The 21358-nt window shown below is 39.1% G+C and carries 20 protein-coding genes; 7 read left to right on the top strand and 13 right to left on the bottom strand.

The features are described from left to right. Positions 1-18: 18 nt before the first annotated feature. The 3 genes from AC6CHS_RS16935 to AC6CHS_RS16925 are packed head-to-tail and all read left to right on the top strand — an operon-like array spanning position 19 to position 1910. Positions 19-222 carry a PLD nuclease N-terminal domain-containing protein gene (locus tag AC6CHS_RS16935; RefSeq protein WP_498237913.1) on the top strand — a complete coding sequence of 68 codons (204 nt, stop codon included), beginning with the start codon at positions 19-21 and terminating at the stop codon, positions 220-222. Beyond that, on the top strand, positions 223-1137 hold the full coding sequence (locus tag AC6CHS_RS16930) for an ABC transporter ATP-binding protein (protein ID WP_498237912.1): 915 nt from the start codon (positions 223-225) through the stop codon (positions 1135-1137). Continuing rightward, positions 1134-1910 carry an ABC transporter permease gene (locus AC6CHS_RS16925; RefSeq protein ID WP_498237911.1) on the top strand — a complete coding sequence of 259 codons (777 nt, stop codon included), beginning with the start codon at positions 1134-1136 and terminating at the stop codon, positions 1908-1910. Before AC6CHS_RS16930 ends, AC6CHS_RS16925 begins: the two co-directional genes overlap by 4 nt. Before the next feature lie 50 nt (positions 1911-1960). Here AC6CHS_RS16925 and AC6CHS_RS16920 read toward each other — a convergent pair whose 3' ends face one another. From AC6CHS_RS16920 to AC6CHS_RS16910, 3 genes are read right to left on the bottom strand one after another with little or no spacing between them, the layout of a single operon-like run. Next, a complete protein-coding gene (locus AC6CHS_RS16920; protein WP_498237910.1) occupies positions 1961-2647 on the bottom strand; it encodes a hypothetical protein in 687 nt (228 codons plus the stop codon). Positions 2648-2649: 2 nt separating this feature from the next. Beyond that, positions 2650-3507 carry an ABC transporter ATP-binding protein gene (locus tag AC6CHS_RS16915; protein WP_498237909.1) on the bottom strand — a complete coding sequence of 286 codons (858 nt, stop codon included), beginning with the start codon at positions 3505-3507 and terminating at the stop codon, positions 2650-2652. Next, positions 3497-3874 (bottom strand): GntR family transcriptional regulator, encoded by a 378-nt coding sequence (locus AC6CHS_RS16910; protein ID WP_036577446.1) that lies wholly within the window; start codon positions 3872-3874, stop codon positions 3497-3499. Before AC6CHS_RS16910 ends, AC6CHS_RS16915 begins: the two co-directional genes overlap by 11 nt. A 187-nt stretch (positions 3875-4061) precedes the next feature. On the opposite strand from AC6CHS_RS16910, the gene AC6CHS_RS16905 reads away from it, so the two are divergent. Next, positions 4062-4358, top strand: coding sequence for a hypothetical protein (locus tag AC6CHS_RS16905; protein WP_498237908.1), 297 nt, complete (start codon positions 4062-4064; stop codon positions 4356-4358). On the opposite strand, the gene AC6CHS_RS16900 is transcribed toward AC6CHS_RS16905, so the two are convergent. The 5 genes from AC6CHS_RS16900 to mbcS form a co-directional block, all read right to left on the bottom strand. Next, positions 4355-4534, bottom strand: coding sequence for a type II toxin-antitoxin system antitoxin (locus AC6CHS_RS16900; RefSeq protein WP_036577444.1), 180 nt, complete (start codon positions 4532-4534; stop codon positions 4355-4357). The genes AC6CHS_RS16905 and AC6CHS_RS16900 overlap by 4 nt on opposite strands. 25 nt (positions 4535-4559) lie before the next feature. Further along, the gene (locus AC6CHS_RS16895) at positions 4560-5405 is read right to left on the bottom strand and encodes an SPFH domain-containing protein (protein WP_498237945.1); all 846 of its coding nucleotides are present in this window, start codon (positions 5403-5405) and stop codon (positions 4560-4562) included. A 68-nt stretch (positions 5406-5473) separates the two neighbouring features. After that, positions 5474-6352 carry a ComEC/Rec2 family competence protein gene (locus AC6CHS_RS16890; RefSeq protein WP_498237907.1) on the bottom strand — a complete coding sequence of 293 codons (879 nt, stop codon included), beginning with the start codon at positions 6350-6352 and terminating at the stop codon, positions 5474-5476. Between the two features lie 245 nt (positions 6353-6597). Further along, positions 6598-8733, bottom strand: a complete 2136-nt coding sequence (locus AC6CHS_RS16885; RefSeq protein WP_498237906.1) for an ATP-dependent Clp protease ATP-binding subunit — start codon at positions 8731-8733, stop codon at positions 6598-6600. A 406-nt stretch (positions 8734-9139) separates the two neighbouring features. Continuing rightward, a complete protein-coding gene (mbcS, locus tag AC6CHS_RS16880) occupies positions 9140-10714 on the bottom strand; it encodes an acyl-CoA synthetase MbcS (RefSeq protein WP_498237905.1) in 1575 nt (524 codons plus the stop codon). A 178-nt stretch (positions 10715-10892) separates the two neighbouring features. Between mbcS and AC6CHS_RS16875 the strand changes: the two genes are divergently transcribed. Together AC6CHS_RS16875 and AC6CHS_RS16870 are read left to right on the top strand one after the other, a co-directional pair. After that, complete coding sequence (locus tag AC6CHS_RS16875; protein WP_498237904.1) at positions 10893-13871, top strand: EAL domain-containing protein; 2979 nt, start codon at positions 10893-10895, stop codon at positions 13869-13871. Positions 13872-13979: 108 nt separating this feature from the next. Then, a complete protein-coding gene (locus AC6CHS_RS16870) occupies positions 13980-15296 on the top strand; it encodes a PAS domain-containing protein (RefSeq protein ID WP_498237903.1) in 1317 nt (438 codons plus the stop codon). A 39-nt stretch (positions 15297-15335) separates the two neighbouring features. Here AC6CHS_RS16870 and pdaA read toward each other — a convergent pair whose 3' ends face one another. The 4 genes from pdaA to AC6CHS_RS16850 form a co-directional block, all read right to left on the bottom strand. Then, positions 15336-16130 (bottom strand): delta-lactam-biosynthetic de-N-acetylase, encoded by a 795-nt coding sequence (gene pdaA / locus AC6CHS_RS16865; RefSeq protein WP_498237902.1) that lies wholly within the window; start codon positions 16128-16130, stop codon positions 15336-15338. Positions 16131-16227: 97 nt separating this feature from the next. Next, positions 16228-17538, bottom strand: a complete 1311-nt coding sequence (locus AC6CHS_RS16860) for a Na+/H+ antiporter family protein (protein ID WP_498237901.1) — start codon at positions 17536-17538, stop codon at positions 16228-16230. Positions 17539-17932: 394 nt separating this feature from the next. Beyond that, positions 17933-18724 (bottom strand): YfkD family protein, encoded by a 792-nt coding sequence (locus tag AC6CHS_RS16855; protein WP_498237900.1) that lies wholly within the window; start codon positions 18722-18724, stop codon positions 17933-17935. Between the two features lie 70 nt (positions 18725-18794). Further along, positions 18795-19184: an OsmC family protein gene (locus AC6CHS_RS16850; RefSeq protein WP_498237898.1), complete on the bottom strand. Its 390-nt coding sequence runs from the start codon at positions 19182-19184 to the stop codon at positions 18795-18797. 130 nt (positions 19185-19314) lie between these two features. Here AC6CHS_RS16850 and AC6CHS_RS16845 point away from each other — a divergent pair, with 130 nt between their 5' ends. Then, positions 19315-20478, top strand: coding sequence for an MFS transporter (locus tag AC6CHS_RS16845; protein WP_498237896.1), 1164 nt, complete (start codon positions 19315-19317; stop codon positions 20476-20478). A gap of 191 nt (positions 20479-20669) precedes the next feature. Here AC6CHS_RS16845 and AC6CHS_RS16840 read toward each other — a convergent pair whose 3' ends face one another. Next, complete coding sequence (locus AC6CHS_RS16840; RefSeq protein ID WP_161464180.1) at positions 20670-21353, bottom strand: amino acid ABC transporter permease; 684 nt, start codon at positions 21351-21353, stop codon at positions 20670-20672. Positions 21354-21358: the final 5 nt, after the last annotated feature.

Raw genomic sequence — 21358 nt, 5'->3', positions numbered from 1 at the left:
TGAAAGGAGCATTTGACCATGAAAGAGCTTTTCGAAAATATCGACTGGGCAATTATTGCACCATTTCTTATTATTCAAGCCATATTAATGGTTATTGCACTTGTTGATTTAATTAAGACAGATAATGTGAACGGTCGAAAGGGAATGTGGATTTTAATTGTAGTTGTTCTCAATACAATTGGTCCAATCGCCTATTTTATCTTTGGAAGGAGAAATAATTAAATGACGGTTTTATCTGCTACCCATGTTACCAAAAAATATGGCACACACACCGCTGTGGACGATGTCAGCTTTTCGCTGCCAGAAGGAAAATGTATTGCGTTGATTGGCCCTAACGGAGCTGGTAAAACAACCATTTTGCGGATGCTTTCAGGTCTCCTATCCCCCACTAATGGGGACGTAAGTTTAGATAATATCGTGAACCATGTTGACTCTCGGAAATACATTGGTTACCTGCCACAATACCCCGTCTTCTACAATTGGATGACGGGGAGGGAATTTCTTATTTATAGTGGCCAGTTATCCCTTCTTTCAAAAGTCGAGGCTACAAAAACTGCTGATAAGGTGTTGAAAAAAGTTGGTATAGAAGAGGCAAAAAACAAGCGGATTAGTGGCTATTCTGGGGGGATGAAACAAAGACTTGGATTAGCTCAGGCCTTGATTCACCAACCAAAGGTCCTAATCTTAGATGAGCCAGTATCATCACTCGATCCGCTCGGTAGAAGAGATGTAATGACACTCATGAAAGAGTTGAAAGAGTCAATGACTATTCTCTTTTCCACACATATTTTAAGTGATGCTGATGCGATTAGTGATGAGATGCTACTCCTTCATAAAGGCAAGCTTATTGAGTCCGGTACCATGCAGGAATTGAGGAAAAAATACCAAACAGACGTGATTGAACTTGAGTTTCAAAATAGCCAGGATGTGCAGCAATATGAAGAAAGGATTCATAAAATCCCTTTTGTGACGGAAGTAAAAGTAAACCAAACAAGTATAGCTGTTATAGCAGATGATTTAACCCTATTGCGAAAAACCCTTTTAGAAAAGGCTGGTCAAGAGGATTGGCCGCTCATTGGTTTCTCATTAAATAAAGCTGAAATGGAAGATATTTTTATGAAGGTGGTGAAGCAATGATGCAATGGTTTACGATGTTTCGGAAAGAGATGCTGGAGAGCTGGCGAAATAAAAAATGGATTTGGGTACCAATCGTATTTATAATACTTGCCGTTATGGATCCCATATCAACTTATTACCTTCCAGAGATCATCCAATCCGCAGGTGGGTTTCCAGATGGAACCGTTATCGAGCTTCCTGATTATGCCCCAGCGGAAATCATCATGATGAGCTTAAGCCAATATAGTACCTTAGGCGTTTTATTAGTAGCATTTTTAGCTATGAATACGATTGCGGGCGAAAAAGCTAGTGGCGTATCAGAACTCATTCTAGTAAAGCCTGTTTCCTATACAAATTACATTACAACTAAATGGGCATCGTTAATTGTGTTAGTTGGGGCTTCTTCCACTATTGGTTTGTTTGCAGGATGGTATTACACAAACATTTTGTATGGTAGCTTGCCTTTTATGATATGGGCGAAAGGAGTTTTCTTCTACGGCCTTTGGTTTTTACTCGTTATCAGTCTGGCTATTCTCTTTAATACATTTGTCTCGAGACCTGGGATTGTCGTGTTTTTAACCATTGTTTCGGTTATGCTTCTTAGTCTGTTAACACAGGTGACTGGTCATGTTCTCACATGGAGTCCAGGTCATTTATCCACCTACATTCATGAGTTGTTACGGACGGGTACGATTTCTGACAAGCTACTCGGCACTGCCTTTACTTCTCTGGCCTTAAGCATGCTCCTTGTGGCTTTGTCGGTTTATAGCTTTCGTCGGAAACAGAATGGATAAATGAAACTTTAAGCCGAACAGAGAGTTGTTCGGCTTAAACATTCTGGTTTTTAAATTGTGATACGTCTTACAAGGAAGAAGGATAATACATAAAACACGATACTCATAATGGTCATTTGTAAAAAGAACGTCATGCCAAATGATTCCACTATATTTGTAATAAAGTCCCAAGCCCATCCTTTTGCAATAGAGAGCAGCAACCCTACAAGCAGAATTCCTAGAACTGAACCTGCACCTGCAAAGCCAAACCGATAAAACAATAAACCAAGTAGAAACATAAGTGTTAAAAAGAAAAACATGACAGCTGTGTCAATTACTACGCGTGTATACCACGTATCGTCTATAAATTGAGCTAGGTGAAGAAAATCAAAGTTGTTTAACCCTATTTCCTCATTCATGTTGGTAACAAGGACCTGAATGATCGTGCCAGCAATAGCTTTAAATAAAGATAATAGTAAAAAGAAGATAGCTATTACTACATATAAATTTTTTCTAGTAGCCCCCATCTTAATTGAGAAAGGCACCATTTCCTTTACTGTTATAAAACCCATGATACCGCAATAAACATACATTGGTGCTGTAAGAGAAAAGGCCATTTCACCTTCCACGTTCAATAGAAAATAGGAAATAGTTAAGGTTACTACAAGAATACTCATTAAAATGGTCCAAAAAATCAGTAAGGAATGACGTACATTCGAGCTAAAGAAATATAATAGTCCTTTAAATTGTCTCCCCATTGTTATGCTCCCTTCTTTCCTTCGGTTAGATAGATCATCAATTCTTGAATTGGTATACTCTCTACACGAAGCCCTTGCGATTTAGCATCCGCTGCATTTCCATAAACATATGCTGTCATTACACCGGCCAGTTCCTTCGTTTCGAGCACTTCTTTTCCTTGGATAAATGTTTTGACTTCATCTCTTGTTCCAGTAACCGCACATGTATTGTTCCGTAAGTACTCTGCTTCTTCCTGCATCACAAGGGAGCCTTTTTGTATAATCAACACCTCTTCAAACATGAGACTAACCTCATCAATTAAATGTGTGGATAAAATAATCATTCGTTTATCTGTCTCGAATTCTTCTAAAAGAAGTTCATAGAATTTTTTTCTGGCGGCTGCATCAAGGCCAATATAAGGCTCATCAAATACCGTAATTGGCGCTTTGCTTGCGAGCCCCACAATAATACCAAGTGAGGATTCCATCCCTTTGGATAATGACTTTACCCTGGCATTTTTATTTAGATCGTAAAACTCTATTAATTCATCAGCCAGATTTTGATCCCATTTGGGGTAAAAGTAGGAATAAATTTTAAGCACATTTTTCACCGTTAAGTCTCTTTTGAAGTTTTGCCCTTCTTTAATGAGGCAAACGGATTCCGTTAGCTTCTGATTATCAAAGGGAACTTCTCCGTCTATTAAAATTTCTCCCTTGCTTGCACGGATATTACCAGCAAGAATATCCATAAAAGTCGTCTTTCCTGCCCCATTTCTTCCCAAAAGTCCGTAAAGCTTAGGACCTTCTAATGTGAATGAAATGTCGTTTAATGCCAGCTTATCCTTATACTTTTTCGTTAGGTTTTTCACTTCAATCTTCATCTGTCTCATCCCCCTTTTGAATCATCTCAAGCAGTTCTTCTTTACTGATGTGCAGCTTAGCTGCCTCCTGTCGCAATGGTTGAATATAGTGATTGTAAAACGTCTGCTTACGCTTTTTTATTAAAATTTCTTTGGCGTCCTCTGTAACAAACATCCCTACACCTCTTCGCTTATAGAGTATTTCTTCCATTACCAGCTCATTAATCCCTTTGGCTGCTGTAGCTGGATTGATCTGGTAATAGGATGCAAATTCATTTGTTGAAGGAACCCGCTCCCCAGCCTTAATGGAATCACTTAAAATAGAGTCTTCCAGCTGTTCTTTAATCTGAAGAAAAATGGGTTTCGTTTCATCTAAGTTATTTTTCATCTCATCACCTTTGTTATTTGGTTAATTACTTATGTAACTAACCATATAACTAAAGAACATAAAAGTCAAGAGGTATTTGATTAGTTTAAGTTAATTTTGCGAACTTGCGACCGAATGGCGGAAAGGCTCGGTTAAATTTGTAGGATGAAGGTTCCATTTTGGGGAGCTATGGCGTCACTTTGGAGTGGTGTGGTTTCACTTTTGGGGGCTGATGATTCACTTTGCTCTGCTTGGTGTCACTTTTCGGGCTGATGATTCACTTTGCTTTACTTGGTTTCACTTTTGGGTGCAGACGATTCACTTTGCTCTGCTTTGGTTTCACTTTTGGGCGCTGACGATTCACTTTGCTCTGCTTTGGTTTCACTTTTTAGGGATGACGATTCACTTTGCTATGATCACGGTTCACTTCACAGTGTTCTCGATCCCCTTTACAGGAGCTCCAAATGCAAAAAAAGAACCTGTACAATCCATGTACAGGTTCTAATCTTCACCTATTTTTTTATCTTCACTTTTTGGTAATCTTCCGGATTTTTTTGCTGCTTCCCGAAGCAAAAACTCGACGTGACTATTAACACTGCGGAATTCATCCTTTGCCCATGACTGCAGTATGTCATAAAGCTTGGGATCAATTCGAAGCGGAAAGTTCTTCTTCTTAGGCATAGAAACCCTCTTTTACTTAAAGAATTTATTGATACAACGATCCAGTATTAATTACCGGCTGGGTGCCATGGTCTGAAACAATAGATACGAGAAGATTATTTGCCATGGAAACGCGTCTTTCATCATCTAATTCCATTCCGCCATCTTTTTCAAGCTGCAAAATTGCATCCTGCACCATTCCAACTGCACCTTCTACAATTTGTTTGCGTGCAGCAATGATTGCGCTTGCCTGCTGTCTTTGCAACATCGCCTGGGCGATTTCTGTGGAATAAGCCAAATGTGTAAGTCTTGCTTCAATTACTTCTACTCCAGCTACGGTCAAGCGATCCTGTAATTCTGACGTCAATTGAGATGATACTTCTTCAGCATTTCCTCTTAAGGTAAGCTCAACATCCTTAAATGTATCATATGGATACTTTGTAGCAACAGCGCGAATTGCTGTTTCACTTTGGATTTCTACAAACTGTTCGTAGCGATCCACATCAAACACTGCCTTTGCAGCATCTACAACTTTAAACACGATAACTGCAGCGATTTCTATTGGGTTCCCATTTACGTCATTTACCTTTAAACGTTTACTGTTAAAGTTTCGTACACGTAATGAAATGGTTTTCCTAACCGAAAAAGGTACCGTAATGACAATCCCTTCTCTACGAATACTCCCCATGTATTTCCCGAGAAAAATTACTACCGCTGATTGATTCGGTTGTACAAGTGTAATACCACTACCTAATGTTACCGCAACAATAAGACATAAACCACCGATCATAAATTGTTGCTCAACAAAGCTGAACACTGTACCTGCTAGCAATGCAGCAATAAGAACAATACCTAAAAAACCATTCATCATCCAAGCATTTTTCTCTTTCATCATAAGACTACACCATCCCCACTGTTTTGTATCATTATGATATCACTTTTGTATTAAATTGTAAATAACTATCCTGCTTCTTTTCTAATATTTGATAGGGGATCTCTACTTGGGAGCACCAAATAACTTTTTCCATCCGACCTAATTTCTAAGTCACCAAAGACAGCGGTGGAGTAAATATCTGATTTTACTTTGTACAAATTACGGATAACCCGATCAACTGGATGCCCGTAATCATTTTCAATACTATATGTCAAAATTGCTGTCTCAGGGGATACGGCCTTTAAAAAATCAAGTGAGGAACTTGTATTTGATCCATGATGTGCTACTTTAATAATTTCCGCATTGACATCATACGATTTCAAAAATTCTTTTTCCTGTTTCATTTCAACATCACTCATTAATAGAAGATCAATGTCATCGTATGTCACTTTTAACGCAATCGATGATTGGTTGTTGTTCTTCGAATTCCCATACGTATTCAATATCCGTATCGTTAGCAGTGGGTCTATCCTTAATAATTCATTTTTTTCAGCCAGCCTAACAGGTATGTCATGCTTTATAATTTGCTGGATGTACTTTGCATACGTCCGAGTTGTATGGAGTTTCCCAGAATCAACTACCTGCTTTACCTTCACCTTTTTTAATACTTGAGGCAGGCCACCTATATGATCAATATCTGGATGGGTTGTAATCAATAAGTCTATCCTATCTATTTGTTTTTCCTTCAAATAAGCAATTATTTTTTTCCCAGAACCCGGAGGCCCTCCATCAATTAAAATGTTTTTTCCTGACGGTGTATTCATTAGAATGCTATCCCCTTGCCCTACATCAAGAAAGTGCACCTTTAATAATCCAGGTTTAACTTCAGCCGAGACAGGTAGCGAAAGGAGTATGAAATAAGCAAAAAGAAGTAAAATGGTAATTAGACGTTTATGACAACACATGTAGACACCCTCTGTTTCGTAATAGGGTTAGTTTTCAACAATTGGGAAGTATTTATCCCGGTGCGTCCGTAAGACTTCCACTTCAAAACATGAAGAGAAACAGTAATATTTAAGTGGGAGTAAACGGACGCTAGCACCCCGATTCGTTCAACTAACAATCAGTGGGGAAGAGGGGGAAAGGTTGGACTACGAGTTAGTATCTAATAAAAAAGACGCTGAACATTTTTTGTCCAGCGCCTAATTCTTTAAGCTTTTTCTACAACGATATCCTCTTCTTTAACAGTTACTTCAACGTGTTCAATAGTAACCTCTTCTAAGATTAAATCTGTTAGTTGATCTTCAATCTTATCTTGGATAACCCGACGTAACGGTCGTGCACCAAAGCGACGATCATAACCCAGGTTAGCAAGTTGACGTTTAGCTTCATCAGAAATCGAAATAGTTATATGATTTTCTTCCATATTTTTTTGCAGATCATTGATCATTAAGTCGACAATAGTTAACAGATGCGCTTCTTCCAATTCATTGAACTGGATGATGGAGTCAAAACGGTTAAGAAACTCTGGTTTAAAATATGCACCAAGGTTTTCTAAAGTAGAAACTGCATCATGCTGTGCACTATTAAATCCGACGTTTACTTCTTTTACTCCTGTACCAGCATTACTTGTCATAATAATGACGGTTTCCTTAAAGCTGACTGTTCGGCCTTGAGAGTCTGTTAGATGCCCGTCCTCCATAATTTGCAGGAACATGTTCTGCACATCTGGATGAGCCTTTTCAATCTCATCAAGAAGAAGAATGGAATAAGGATTTCTTCTAATACGCTCTGTTAGCTGACCAGCTTCCTCATGACCAACATAACCAGGAGGTGAACCGATAATTTTGGAGACTGCGTGTTTTTCCATATATTCACTCATATCAAGGCGAATAAGCGATTCTTTAGATCCAAACAGTTCCTCAGCTAGTGATTTTGTTAATTCGGTTTTCCCGACACCAGTCGGTCCAACAAAAAGGAAGGAGCCGATTGGACGATATTTGGATTTCAGGCCAGCACGACTGCGGCGAATTGCTTTCGCTACTTTGTTGACGGCCTCGTCCTGTCCAATAACTTTAGCTCGGAGATTTTCTCCCATGTTTTTCAATTTCATTTGTTCATCTGCTGCAAGCTTTGTAACAGGAATACCTGTCTTTTCTTCTACAATCAGTTGAATATCAGATAAATCTACATCTATTACCTGTTCTTCATCTTTTGCTTTTTCTAATTGCTTCTGTAGTTGAATTTCTTGATAGCGTAAGTTCGCTGCTTTTTCATAGTCTTCTCTCTCAGCAGCTTCTTCTTTTTCTTTAATTATTTCTTCCAAGCGCTGATTAATCGAATTAGAGTCTTTCTCCGCATTCGCAAGGTTTAGCCTTGACCCGACTTCATCCATTAGGTCAATCGCTTTATCTGGTAGAAAACGATCTTGGATATAACGGTTTGATAACGTTACAAACGCCTGAATGGCTTCATCAGAATAACGGACCTCATGATATGCCTCATAGCGATCCTTGATCCCGTGAAGAATTTGGACTGCCTCTTCAGCAGATGGCTCTTTCACAATAATCGGTTGTAAGCGACGTTCCAATGCAGCATCCTTTTCAATTTGACGGTATTCTTTTAAGGTTGTTGCACCAATTAGTTGAAGTTCTCCTCTTGCTAGTGCAGGCTTAAGGATATTTCCTGCATCCATTTGCGAGCTTTCAGCTGTTCCTGCACCTACAATTTGGTGGATTTCATCAACAAATAGAATAACATCCTGGCGCTCTTGAACTTCTTGAATAAGTTTTTTCATTCGCTCTTCAAACTGACCACGTATTCCAGTGTTAGCTACAAGAGATGCAACATCTAGCATATAAATCTCTTTATTCATTAGCTTAGCTGGAACATTTCCTTCACTAATTTTCAATGCCAGCCCTTCAGCAATGGCAGTTTTCCCGACACCTGGTTCCCCGATTAATACTGGGTTGTTTTTATTTCTTCTATTTAAAGTCTCAATGACACGTTTTACTTCATTATCTCGTCCAATAACAGGGTCGATTAGACCTGCTCTTGCAGCGTGGGTCACGTTTTTCGCCAATTGGTCAATTAAGCCATTGCCACGATTATTCTTTTTCTCTTTTGTTTTTGTACCTGCTTTACTATTACCTTGAGAAAAATTCTGAGAAAATGCTTGCTCTGCATTTCCAAAAGGTGAATTAGAGAAGAAATCATTAGAATTCATCATTTGTCCTTGGATTTCTTGAAAGCAATCGTTACAAAGGTGCAATTCAGACATTTCATTATTCATTTTCATTGCGACATTTATATTTGCTTGGTTTTCACCACAGTTTTGACAAAGCATTTTCCATTCCTCCTTGACTATTTAAATCAAATGTTAATCAAATTTGACTTTGACTATATTTGACCTTTGATTCATATTATACTCTGACCTATTTTGACTTTCAAGTCTTTTGTTTAAAATTTTTAGGGGGAGGCGCATGGGAACGATTTGGAGGCTTTGTATGGTTAATTGAGACGCTCATGCAGTTGATTGGAACTGCCGTGTGGCCGATTGGAGCTGCCTATTGGTCGATTGGACCGGTCAGCCGGTTAATTGAACCTCTCCAGGTTATCGCTTAACCGCACCTCTTGTAAATTAAACCACTCAACTAGTTAATTTGCACCCCGCCTCAAATATATACAACAAAAATAGGACGGATCTAAAAACTAGAACCCGTCCTGCAAATTACAACTATATTAGCCGGTTTTTACACCTTTTCCTTTTCTTTATTACGCAGTTCAATTCGTCTAATCTTACCAGACGTAGTTTTTGGCAGCTCTTTAATAAACTCTATTTCCCTTGGATATTTATAAGGGGCTGTCGTTTCTTTTACATGGTCTTGAAGCTCTTTTATTAATGCTTCATCTGGCTGAACGTCCTCTCTCAAGACGACAAAGGCTTTTACAATACTTCCACGGTCCTCATGCGGACTTGCGACCACTGCACATTCTTGTACAGCATAGTGCTTCACGAGAGCATCCTCTACTTCAAAAGGCCCGATCGTATAACCGGAACTTATAATAATATCATCACTTCTACCCTCAAACCAAAAATAGCCATCTTCATCCTTGGAAGCTTGATCTCCTGTTACATAATATTCTCCGCGCTGTGTCATTTTTGTGCGTTCACTATCTTTATAATATTCACGGAATAATGCAGGGCAATCCAGTTTCACTGCAATATCGCCTACCTTGTTCACACCTAGTGGAGCACCCGACTCATCTATGATTTCTACATCATTCCCTGGTGTTGGCTTACCCATAGACCCTGGTTTTACTTCCATCCCTTTCATTACTCCAAGTAATAATGTATTTTCTGTTTGTCCGTAGCCATCTCTTACTATGATATTAAAATGCTTCTTAAATGTATCGATAACCTCTACATTTAACGGTTCACCAGCGGAAACTGCACTATGCAAAGCTGGTAGTTGATACGTATCAAGATTATTGAGTTTTGCCATCATCCGGTACTCTGTTGGTGTACAGCACAGAACGTTAATCTCATTATCCTCCAGGAGTTGCAGATATTTCTTCGCATTAAATTTACCGTGATAAACAAAGCCTGTAGCTCCTGATCCCAACACCGATAGAAAAGGACTCCAGGTCCACTTCTGCCAACCTGGTCCAGCCGTAGCCCATACTTTGTCACCCTCTTTAATGCAAAGCCAGTTTTCAGAAGCAGTTTTTAAATGAGCAAAACCCCAACCATGCGTGTGGACAACCCCTTTGGGATTCCCTGTTGTCCCAGAAGTATATGGTAAAAACGCAATATCATCACGTGAAGTTTTGGCAATCTCAAGCGTAGCAGATGCTTCCTTTTTTAATTCATCTAAATACATCCAATTGTCAGCTTGCTCCCCTACTACAAAACGTTTTAGTGATGATAATTGCTCGATCCCCTCGTATTGTTCGACGAATGGATGGTAGCTTACTATTCCACTTACCTCGGCATGTGTGACCCTGTACTGTAAGTCATTAACCTTCAACATTTCTGAACAAGGAATGATTATGATACCAGTCTTTAATGCTGCAAGGTACACTTCATACGCGTCTATTACCTTGGGGATCATGACAAGTAGCTTGTCACCTTTTTTTAGACCATTTTCCAGGAAAGCGTTACCAATTTTATTTGCATTTTCTATTAACTTATTATAGGTGAGTTCTTTTCGGTCACCATTTTCATTTTCCCAAATCAGAGCCTTCCTGCCTGTCTCTTTTGCAAAGCGTTCCACTTCCATCACGATGTTATATGACTGTGGAGCAATTAAATCCTGTTTTTCCATCAAATCCCCTCCTCACCTAATTTTATCTATCATATCAAAATTTTATAAAAATTTAAACGCTTTAAGATTTGCACTACTAATTTCCATATTGTTAGCTATTTCAATTTATTTTTGGGTATATTATACTGTTCTTAATTGTTAAATTCTTATTATAAACTTCCGAAAATGGGGTTAGCATATGACATCTTTTGATAAAGAAGGTTCTTTGGGGAAATTGTTTTCCGTTCCACCCAACACAGAATCGTCCAACAAAGAAAATGCGAACATAAAACAGGAATTACTTAATTATTACGCTTCCCTTGCTATGCATCATCCTGATTTAATTATTGCCTTTTCACCACAAGGGGAAATTCTATCAAAAAACAAAGATAGTATTGGGAAGTTTCTTGGCATTCCTTCAATGGATGAAGTGAATCTTATGGACTTGATTCCAAAGTCCTATAAAAGCACGCTTGTTGATGCCTTTCAAAAAGCACTACATGGTGTTTCAGAAAGACACGAAATAGCAATTGAGGAATATTCTAAAAGAGAAATTATTCATGCTTGTCTCACCTTTGTGCCCATTTGGGGGTCTGATAAGATAAATGGTGTTTATATTATTATTGAGGATACAAGTGAGATCAAGGAACTAGCCGAAGAATTGAAGAAACACAAAACACACCTTATCGCTGCGCAAAAAGTGGCTTCTGTAGGAAGCTGGGAATATCTAATACCTGACGATGATCTTTTCTGTTCCCCGTCCTTTTATGAAATTTTTGGGCTGCCGAAATCGGAAGACGTGACAATGAACAAACTATTATTGCGTTATATCCATCCTGATGATCGTGATAAAATCAGTTCCATATATAAGCTTGCATTAACAGAAGGAAAATCCTATAAAGTGGATTATAGAATCTATCATGAAAGAGATGAAGACAAGCTCCGTTACTTAAGGGTGCAAGCAGAGGTTTTGTGGCAGAATAATGCTCCATGGAAATTAATTGGTGTGGTGATGGATTACACGGAAGAGAAAAATCTGGAGGTAGAGCTTCGTAATACACTGAATAGTATGGTCCATATGTTTAATAACCTTGACGGCGGTATATGGATGAAAGAATTTAATACAAACAAAGTCACCCTTGCCTCTGAGCAGCTTGTTGACTTACTTCAGATCCCACTAGAAAAAATATATGAGGACCCCGCTGTTTGGGAAAATATCATTCATCCTGACTTTCAGGATAAGGTATATAAAAAACAGGACCAGCTTATGAAAGGGAACCCTATTAAACATAAATATAAGATCATTTGCGGAGACCATTCTATCAAATGGGTTTATGACCAAACAATCCCATGGGTTAATGAAGACGGAAGAATCACGCATTTATTCGGTGTTTTAGTGGACATTACGGAGGAGAAGCAGATGCAAGATCACCTGCGTTATATCTCCACACATGATGAGATAACCGATCTCCCCAATCAACAAAGCTTACATGAAACAGTGGACAAGCTTATTATCGAAGATCAACCATTTGCCATTCTCCATCTAGACCTTGACAGATTCAATGTAATTAACCACTCGCTTGGTTATCAAGTTGGAGATATGGTTATACACCAGCTAGCTGAACGCCTCAGAGAGATCGTACCATCAACTGGCTATCTTGCAAGATTAAACAACAATGATTTTGTTATGATTGTTCACCATTATAATGGAAAAGAAGAAGTATTTGATCTTGCACAGCAGACCATACAATCGATTGGAAAAGCTTTAATGGTAAAGGATTATGAACTACATATAACCACAAGTGTGGGGATCAGCTTTTATCCTGAAGATGGTACAAGTAAGTTAAGGTTATTGGAAAATGCTTATTCCGCCCTTTATCATGCCAAGCAACAAGGTAGTAACAACTATCAATTCTATTCTTTCTCAAGGGATATTTCTTCTTACAAAAAGTTCTTATTGGAAAAAGATATGCGAAGAGCAATTGTAAATGAAGAATTCGAATTGTACTACCAGCCTCAAGTAGAAGCTGCTACTGGAAAAATAAAAGGTGCAGAAGCGCTTATAAGATGGAATCACCGTGACTGGGGGATGGTCCCTCCGAATGAATTTATCCCGCTGGCTGAAGAAAACCATCTCATTCACCACATTAGTGATTGGGTAATTCGAAAAACATGTGCCCAGCTATGGCGTTGGAGAGAAGCAGGGTATCCTGTCATCCCAATATCGATTAACCTTTCGCCCATTCGTTTATTAAAGCGAGGTCTTGTTGAGTTGGTTGAAGGACAGCTAGCTCTATATAGAATTCCTGCTTCCATGCTCGAGATAGAAATAACAGAGAGCTCCTTATTAAAGAACGAGATAGGTGTACTCAAGACGCTAGAGGAGCTTCGTAAACTCGGCATAAAAATAGCCATAGATGATTTTGGTACAGGCTATGCCTCTTTAAATTACCTACATGAATTTGAAGCAGATATTATTAAAATCGATCAGATTTTCATCCAAAATATTACTTCTGCAAACAAAAAGGATGCCGCTATCGTTTCTGCTGTCATGCACTTAGCTAAGGAAATTGGTATGCAAATAGTGGCAGAGGGTGTGGAAGAAAAAGCACAATATGAATTTTTGAAAGAAAGAAATTGTGATCTTATCCAGGGCTACTACTTTTCCAAGCCTGTCCCTTTACCAGACTTTGAAGAATTGTTACAGGATGGCTACCTCATCCCAAAGGAAAGCCAAAAACAAGACATGCCGCTAAAGGACAGAAGGGAAAGTGCAAGGTACCAGTTCAACCACTGGCTCAAAGGAAAATTAATTATCTCGGAATATGATAAACAAGAGATTGAACTAGGCTCAGCAAAGATATTAATAAAGGATATCAGTTCAAAAGGGATCCGAATTATCACATCCGTTATCTTGCCTGTACCATCCGATATAGCATTTGAATTTTCTTTTTCTATTATGGGTGAAGCCTATTGCCTGACCGGCTCCCCTGTATGGCAACAAGAGACAAAGCAATCTTATGTTATTTACGGGATACAGTTTCGTACAGGAGAAGAAGATAAACTGCACGTGCTTATGGCGGAACTAACTAGGTTAAAAGATGAAAACGAGGAGTTACCTGATACCGACTTTTTCACAGGAAACCCTTGTGCCTATTTGGGTAACAGCCAAGTTTAATCAATATGAAGACAGTATTTGAAATGAGGCTATAAAAATGAGGTACTCAAAGACTATGAATTATAATAAATTAGATATGAAAAACAGAATAGGCTTACCGTTTGTTAAATGCATGAATATGGAGATACGATGCCCATGAATCACTATCCTTCTATTTCTTATGACCGAGTACTGATGGAAGGCATTCGGGACATGGTGTTTGTGATGAACGTATTGCCTGGCCCTGTTTTTCAATATGAGTTTATGAATCATTCAGCAAGTACCCATACCGGTCTTGGAGAACGAACTATAGGAAAAACCCTTGAGGCCGTACTTCCGAAAGAGATGGCCGTATACCTTAACCAAGAGTATCAAAGAGCGATTGATATAGGTACGTCTATTACGTATGAAGACTCTTTCCTTGCTCCTAATGGGGAACGTTTTTATTCCGAAACACGTGTGACGCCCCTGCATGATGAATCTGGTCTTTGTACGCACCTTGCAGCCGTTGTAAAGGATGTTACGATTCAAAAAAAGGCCCAAGAAGAGGTACAAACATCAAGCAATCTGCTCTTCCAAAACCAACAACGGTACCAATCGCTGTTTGAATACAACCTTGATGCAGTGCTTTCCATTGATACAAATGGTCGTATCATTTCTAAGAACCTTGCTGTAGAAACCATAACAGGCTATACAGAAGAAGATTTGATTGGAGAGAACTTTTACAAATATGTAATTCCTCGTGAAATACCTACGGCAATTAAAGGGTTTGAGGCAGCATTAAAGCGAAAAGCGAAGGAATCACAATTAACTGTCTATGCTAAGTCTGGTGAGGAAATGAAAATTATCGTGAAGTTCACTCCTATTATAATGGAAGGCGTAACGACCGGTGTTTTTGCTATCTTTAAAGACGTCACCCTACAAAAACAGTATGAAGAAAAGCTTAAATATATCGCGTTACATGACCCACTTACCGATTTGCCAAATAGAAGGCACTTTGATGCGCGACTAGAATATGCACTGGAAAATCTTATACACAGGCAAAGGCATTTTGCACTTCTAATGCTCGATATTGACCACTTTAAGGATATCAACGACAAGTTGGGGCATGATGCAGGGGATACGGTGATTAAAGACTTTGCGACAAAGCTTTCCCACTGTGTTAGTACTACGGGCACTGTGGCAAGATATGGAGGGGATGAGTTTATCATTTTGCTTGAATTGCCAGCAGACGTTAAACAACCTGCCATCAATCTTGCTAATCTTATCTATGAAAAGATGCAAATCCCTGTTCATGTAAATAGCAAACAAATCAGGATAACAACAAGTATTGGTATTGCCATAGCTTCAAATAAAGGAATTACAGCGAAGGAAATATTAAAACAGGTAGATATTGCATTATATAAGGCAAAAGAAGATGGAAGAAACACCTATTTTTTTAGCTAAGGAAAAAGACTGAAGGACTACCCCTCAGTCTTTTCTAGTTCACTCATACCCGTAAACGGGATCTGGGAGCTTATCTTTTAAAACGAGATCATCTAAACTCTTGAAGGAGTACCCTTCCTTTTTTAGCTCTGTTATAAGCTTTTCTAAGGCCTGAGCATTATCAGAGGATACGGTATGAAGCAATACTATTGCTCCTGGATGTACTTGGTCCATAATCTGATTAAACGCATACTCCCAGCCCTTTTGTTTATTTGTTTCCCAATCAATAAAGGCTAAAGACCAGAACACGTGTATATACCCCAGTTCATAAGACCATTTTAATGTTTGTTCATTAAAAATCCCTCTAGGTGGGCGTAAGTATTTTAGTTCATCTTGATCGGAAACTTCGGCAACTGCTTTTTCTAGCTCTTCTAATTCTTCTTTAATCGCATCTTTGGTGATGATTGAAAAATCTGGATGATGGTAAGAATGATTCCCAATAATATGGCCCTCATCCACCATCCGTTTTACCAGATCTGGTTCACTCTCTACATAGTGCCCCGTCACAAAGAATGTAGCAGGGATATCTTTATTCTTCAGTACCTCCAGTATGTCATCTGTGTAGCCTTCTTCGTACCCATTATCAAAGGTTAGGTAGATATTTTTTTGTCCGGTTTTATCTGCATAATAGGCTCCGTATTCCTCAAGCATACTTTCGTACTTACCTATATACGGAAGCTCATGGTTGGAGTTCTTTTTATACCCCCAGCCATACCCTGCAGCCTGTACAGTAGACATTTGGAAAAGAGGAAAGCTAAGGAAAACAACCATGGATAACATTATCAACTTCTTCATAACAACCCACCTGTTTTTACCTTACTTTCTCCCCTTTCTATTTAATTATGCGTGAGAGAAACCCTTACAATGTGCAATTTCTTAAAAAGTCCCGCTCTTATAAAATAATTGCTGCTACCCATCCAAACAAGAATAAAGGAATATTATAATGTAAGAATGTAGGAACAACGGTGTCCCAAATGTGATTATGCTTTCCGTCAGCATTCAACCCAGAGGTTGGGCCGAGCGTGCTGTCAGAAGCAGGAGAACCTGCATCACCTAGTGCACCTGCTGTTCCAATTAGTGCTGCAGTAGCCATTGGTGAAAAACCAGCTGCCATACAAATAGGCACATATAGAGCTGCCAGGATTGGAATCGTTCCAAAGGAGGACCCGATACCTAAGGTTACAAGTAACCCCACTAAGAGCAAGATAAAAGCAATGAGTGCTTGGTTACTACTATCTAAAAACCCTGACGAGGATTCAACTAAAGCTTGCACTGCTCCTGTTTCAGTAAGGATGTTCCCATAACCTGACGCAACAAGCATCACAATTGCGATTGTACCCATCATGGCAATCCCTTCTGACATGACTCTATCTCCGTTTTTAAAAGGTACTGCCAATAAAAGAAACATAAGTACTAAGCCAGTTAGTGCACCTATTACAAGGCTTTCGGTAATAAGCTGTACTGCTAAAGCTGCTGCTATAGCAATTAAAGTCATGACATGCTTACGATTAAATGACACTGCTTTCTGCTCAATAATGGCTGATGCTTCTATACCGCCTGCTCCTTCTGGCATATCTCGATCCTTGCGATAAGAAACGAAAATAGCAATAAGCAGTCCAACTATCATTCCCGAGCCAGGTATTAGCATGGATAGCGCTGACTCACTAACTGTGATATTCGCGCCATTTTCTGTCATACCCGTCACAATCGTTTCGTGAAAAATTAATCCAAAGCCTGCCGGGATCATAATATAGGGTGCCTTTAATCCGAAAGTAAGAGCTGTAGCTACTGCACGACGATCCATCCGCATGTTATCAAATAATTTCAGTAACGGTGGAATTAAAATTGGTATAAATGCAATATGCACCGGGACTAAATTCTGTGATAAGGACGCGACACCTGCAATAACCAGTAGCATCATTGTCTTCTTACCAGTTAACACACGTATAAGAAAATTAACTAATATGGTAGTAATACCTGTATAGCTAATTGCAACAGCAAATGCTCCAAGTAAGATGTAGCTTAATGCAGTATTGGCTCCTCCGCCCATTCCATTAACTAGCAATTCAGTTGAGTCTACAGTAGATAAACCTGCCATCAATCCTGCAGTAAGTGAGGCAGCAATAATAGCTATTATGACATTAACACGTAATAAACTTAAGATAGTCATTACGAGAACAGATACAATAACAACCCATTCCATGTTTTTCTTCCCCTTTCTCTATTACCAAATCATTCATTCGCTTTAATACTTTATTATGATAAAGCAATGAAGTGTTATTTGTCAAGACGTTTTAATGGATTTTGGGGTTCTATTTATGAGTGGGCTACATCCCTTAACTGGAAGGGCCAGATAATAAAACGTGATCTCGGATTGGTATTGATGGCGCGTTCGTTTTTCCGGCGCTTCTTTGGGGGGGTGGTGCGGCACTTTGGATGTTGGTACGGCACTCATGGACCCGATGCGCCATTCCCAACGATCGCTGCGCCTCTTCGGGTCCTTGCCGCGTCACTTTGAGTTCCTGTGCGTCTCTTTATCAGTACTAAAAACCCCGCAAATAATGCACGGGGCTGGAGCAAACGTACTAACAAGCCGTTTATTTCACATTATAGGAGAAGGAAACATGATCTTGGATCGGAATCCATGCGCCTATCCCTTGCTTTGTTACATTTTTTACCACGAGGGACTTTTTAGAGCCTTTTAATTGAATATATACCTCTCCAAAGGTAACCTGTCCCTTCTCATTGACAGCAGGGGCATAGGAGTCTAGAGTTGCATGCTTATCAGTTGGAACTGCATAGGAATTATCTTTCTTCGTGTTTTTACCGATAACAGTATGGTAAGCCAATGGAAGTTTTGTTTTTTCTTTCGACTTAATTAACATCATGCTCTTAATATCATCAGGGTTCGCAATTTTATTTGTTAACGCACCTTTTACTTCCTTCTCTTCTTGCTGTACATAGTTCATCTTCTGCTCTGTTTCTCCACCTAAATTGTTGAGTTCATTTTTGTTTATCTGCTGGTATTCCCAGTTAATGGTTGTCTCTAGAGACTCATAATTTAATGGCCATCTCCCGATAAAGACCATCCCACGATATCCTAGAGCAATGGGTGATGGGTTAATAGTAGATTCGTTCAGCATTTTAATTAGATCAGGATTCTCAATTTTTATTTTTAACCCATCCATTAATTCCTGTGTTAGCTCGCTAGGCTCAATAACTTCCTGATCCTCTGTGGCATTAGGAAATGTATTTTCTTTTGAAATGGTTAAGACATGACTTGGTGTTTCAAAGTCTTCCTTCTTTTCTTTACTATATCCACTTACAGGAAAGAGAAGCGTTAACGCGAGTACAGTTAATAATAGAAAACCAACATTGCATTTTTTCATATTTTTATGTCCCTTCTTTTTCCTCTAGTTTTTTCGGACATAAAAATTTTATACCTCGTATCTTCTATTGTTAGCTTAATTCAACCGTATCGATGTGCTCCTCTATCATAATACTCCCTTCGACTGACCTTATCATGGAACAATTTTTACGAGCTATTTCCATATTTTTATATAACTTTTCAGGATCAAGACGTCGTCCTTTCACCGTGTATTTCAGGGTTATTTTCTCTATACGATTGGCTTCTTCCGAGTTCCTCTCAACTTCTGCATGAACCTGTAGATCCGCGATCTCCGTACGTTGCTTCTCTAGAATTTTGCGAAAGACAGATGCACTACAACCAGCTATGGAGGCAACCATTAATTGGAAAGGACGATAGCCATAATCTTCATTCCCAGAAATATCAATTTCTCCATACGGTAATTCTGCTCTCATGCCATTTTCTTTAAGATAAAAATCCATCTTAAACTCCTCCTTTTTCTATACTATTTCCTAAAACAGATTTTTCCTAACATCTTACAATCTAAATGATTGACGATTGCAAATAAAGACATTAAATTGAATAAAGAGAACCCAACAGAAGGAGAACAACATGGTATCAGCTAAAACACGATTTTGGATATTAATTTCACTTGTAACTATTTCAGGCTTTTCTCAAGGAATGTTGCTTCCCCTCTTAGCTATTATTCTAGAGCAAAACCAAATCTCTTCCTCCATCAATGGACTTCATGCAACTGGTTTGTATGTTGGTGTCTTAATTGCCTCCCCGTTCATGGAGAAACCAATGCGAAAATTAGGATTTAAACCGATAATCATCATAGGTGGATTTCTTGTATTTGCTTCCTTAGCATTGTTTCCATTATGGCAGTCTTTATGGTTTTGGTTTGTGCTACGGATGATGGTAGGAATCGGAGACCAAATGCTTCATTTTGGTACCCAAACATGGATTACCACAACAGCAACTAAAGAAACTCGTGGTCGCAATATTGCTTACTATGGTATGTTTTTCGGCTTAGGCTTTGCGCTCGGTCCGTTAATGACAAGGCTGCTTTCTATCCATGAAACACTTCCTTTCTTTGTATCCGCAGGCTTAAGCATTATAGTTTGGTCCCTTATGCTATTCGTAAGAAACATGTGGCCAGCAGAGGATTATGATTCTGGAAGTGGCTCAAGTTCCACTAAACGTTTTATTCAAACAGGGAAAATTGCCTGGGTTGCATTACTTCCTAGTTTTGGATATGGCTTCCTTGAAGCAACATTACATAGTATCTTCCCAATTTATGGATTAAGGATTGGTCACGATGTAGGTATACTCTCACTACTTATACCTTGCTTTGCAATCGGGAGTCTCATTACACAGCTTCCGCTTGGGATACTTAGCGACAGACTCGGCAGAAGAAGCATATTATTATATGTACTTGTCGGTGGAATTGCCTGCTTTTTGATGGCAGCATATCTCGAGACATCGGTTACTGCGCTCTTCATTCTATTTACTTTAGCGGGGATGTTCGTAGGATCCCTGTTCTCTTTAGGTATTTCGTATATGACAGACCTGTTGCCGGGTAATTTACTGCCTGCAGGTAACCTCATGATCGGGATTGCTTTCAGTCTTGGAAGCATTAGTGGTCCATTTTTAGGTGGTTTGTATGTCGAGTTTTTCCCAACACTATCCTTCTTCTACATGATTGGGATCATGCTCGTTTTCATTCTTGCTTCGATTTATTTTAAACGCGAGAAACAAATTTCGGTAAGCTAGCACATCATGTCTTTATTTAGCTTTACGTAAGCGATAACTCTTTATTCATGCTAAAGGATCACTCTGCTGATTGTTCCTTTAATCAAAGAGGCCGAGCGACCATTACGTAGTAGATACGTATGGTCACTCAGCCCTTTTAACGTTAAGTATTTTTTTGAAGAAAACATTCACTCTTCACATACATCCATTTTTTATAAAAACCGGCTATAACGATCTTCCAAGCGATCTTGGAAAAAGGAAATAACGATACACACCGGCCAGTAGATTAATGCAACGAGAATATACAACGTCATCGCATCGAATTCCCTACCAGTCACAAGTTGTGCCTTTTGAAACAGCTCCGGCACTGTAATGACGGCTGCTAGAGAAGTTGCCTTTACAATATCCATAAATACATTTGTAAGGGGCGGAATCGCAATTCGTGTTGCCTGTGGAAGAATAACTTTACGCAATGTCTTCAAATAGCTCATATTTAAAGCCTTTGCTGATTCCCATTGACCACGATCAATGCTATTGATTGACGAGCGATCAATTTCTGCTATGTAGGCAGCACTATTTAAACCAAAGCCTAAACAAGCTGCAACAATTGCTGTAAATTTAATTCCAACCACCGGTAAACCAAAGTATAGTATAAACAAAAATACTAGGATAGGTGTGCCACGCATAAAGGAAATATAGATTCTTGCAGGCCAACGCAATATAATTCGGTTCGAGCCTCTGGCTAATGCAAGGAAAAGCCCTAGGATAAGCCCCATGCCCATGCTTACAATAGCAATGAGCATGGTTACTGGTAAGCCACCTAATACAAAGGGAAGGCTTTCCCATGCAAGTACCGGATTAAATAATCCACCAAAGTTAAAAGCACCTAAATTCATAATAG

This window comes from Oceanobacillus sp. GQ8 (assembly GCF_059758495.1).
Note: the sequence above shows the minus strand (reverse complement) of the source record. Positions and strands in the feature narration are given on the sequence as shown.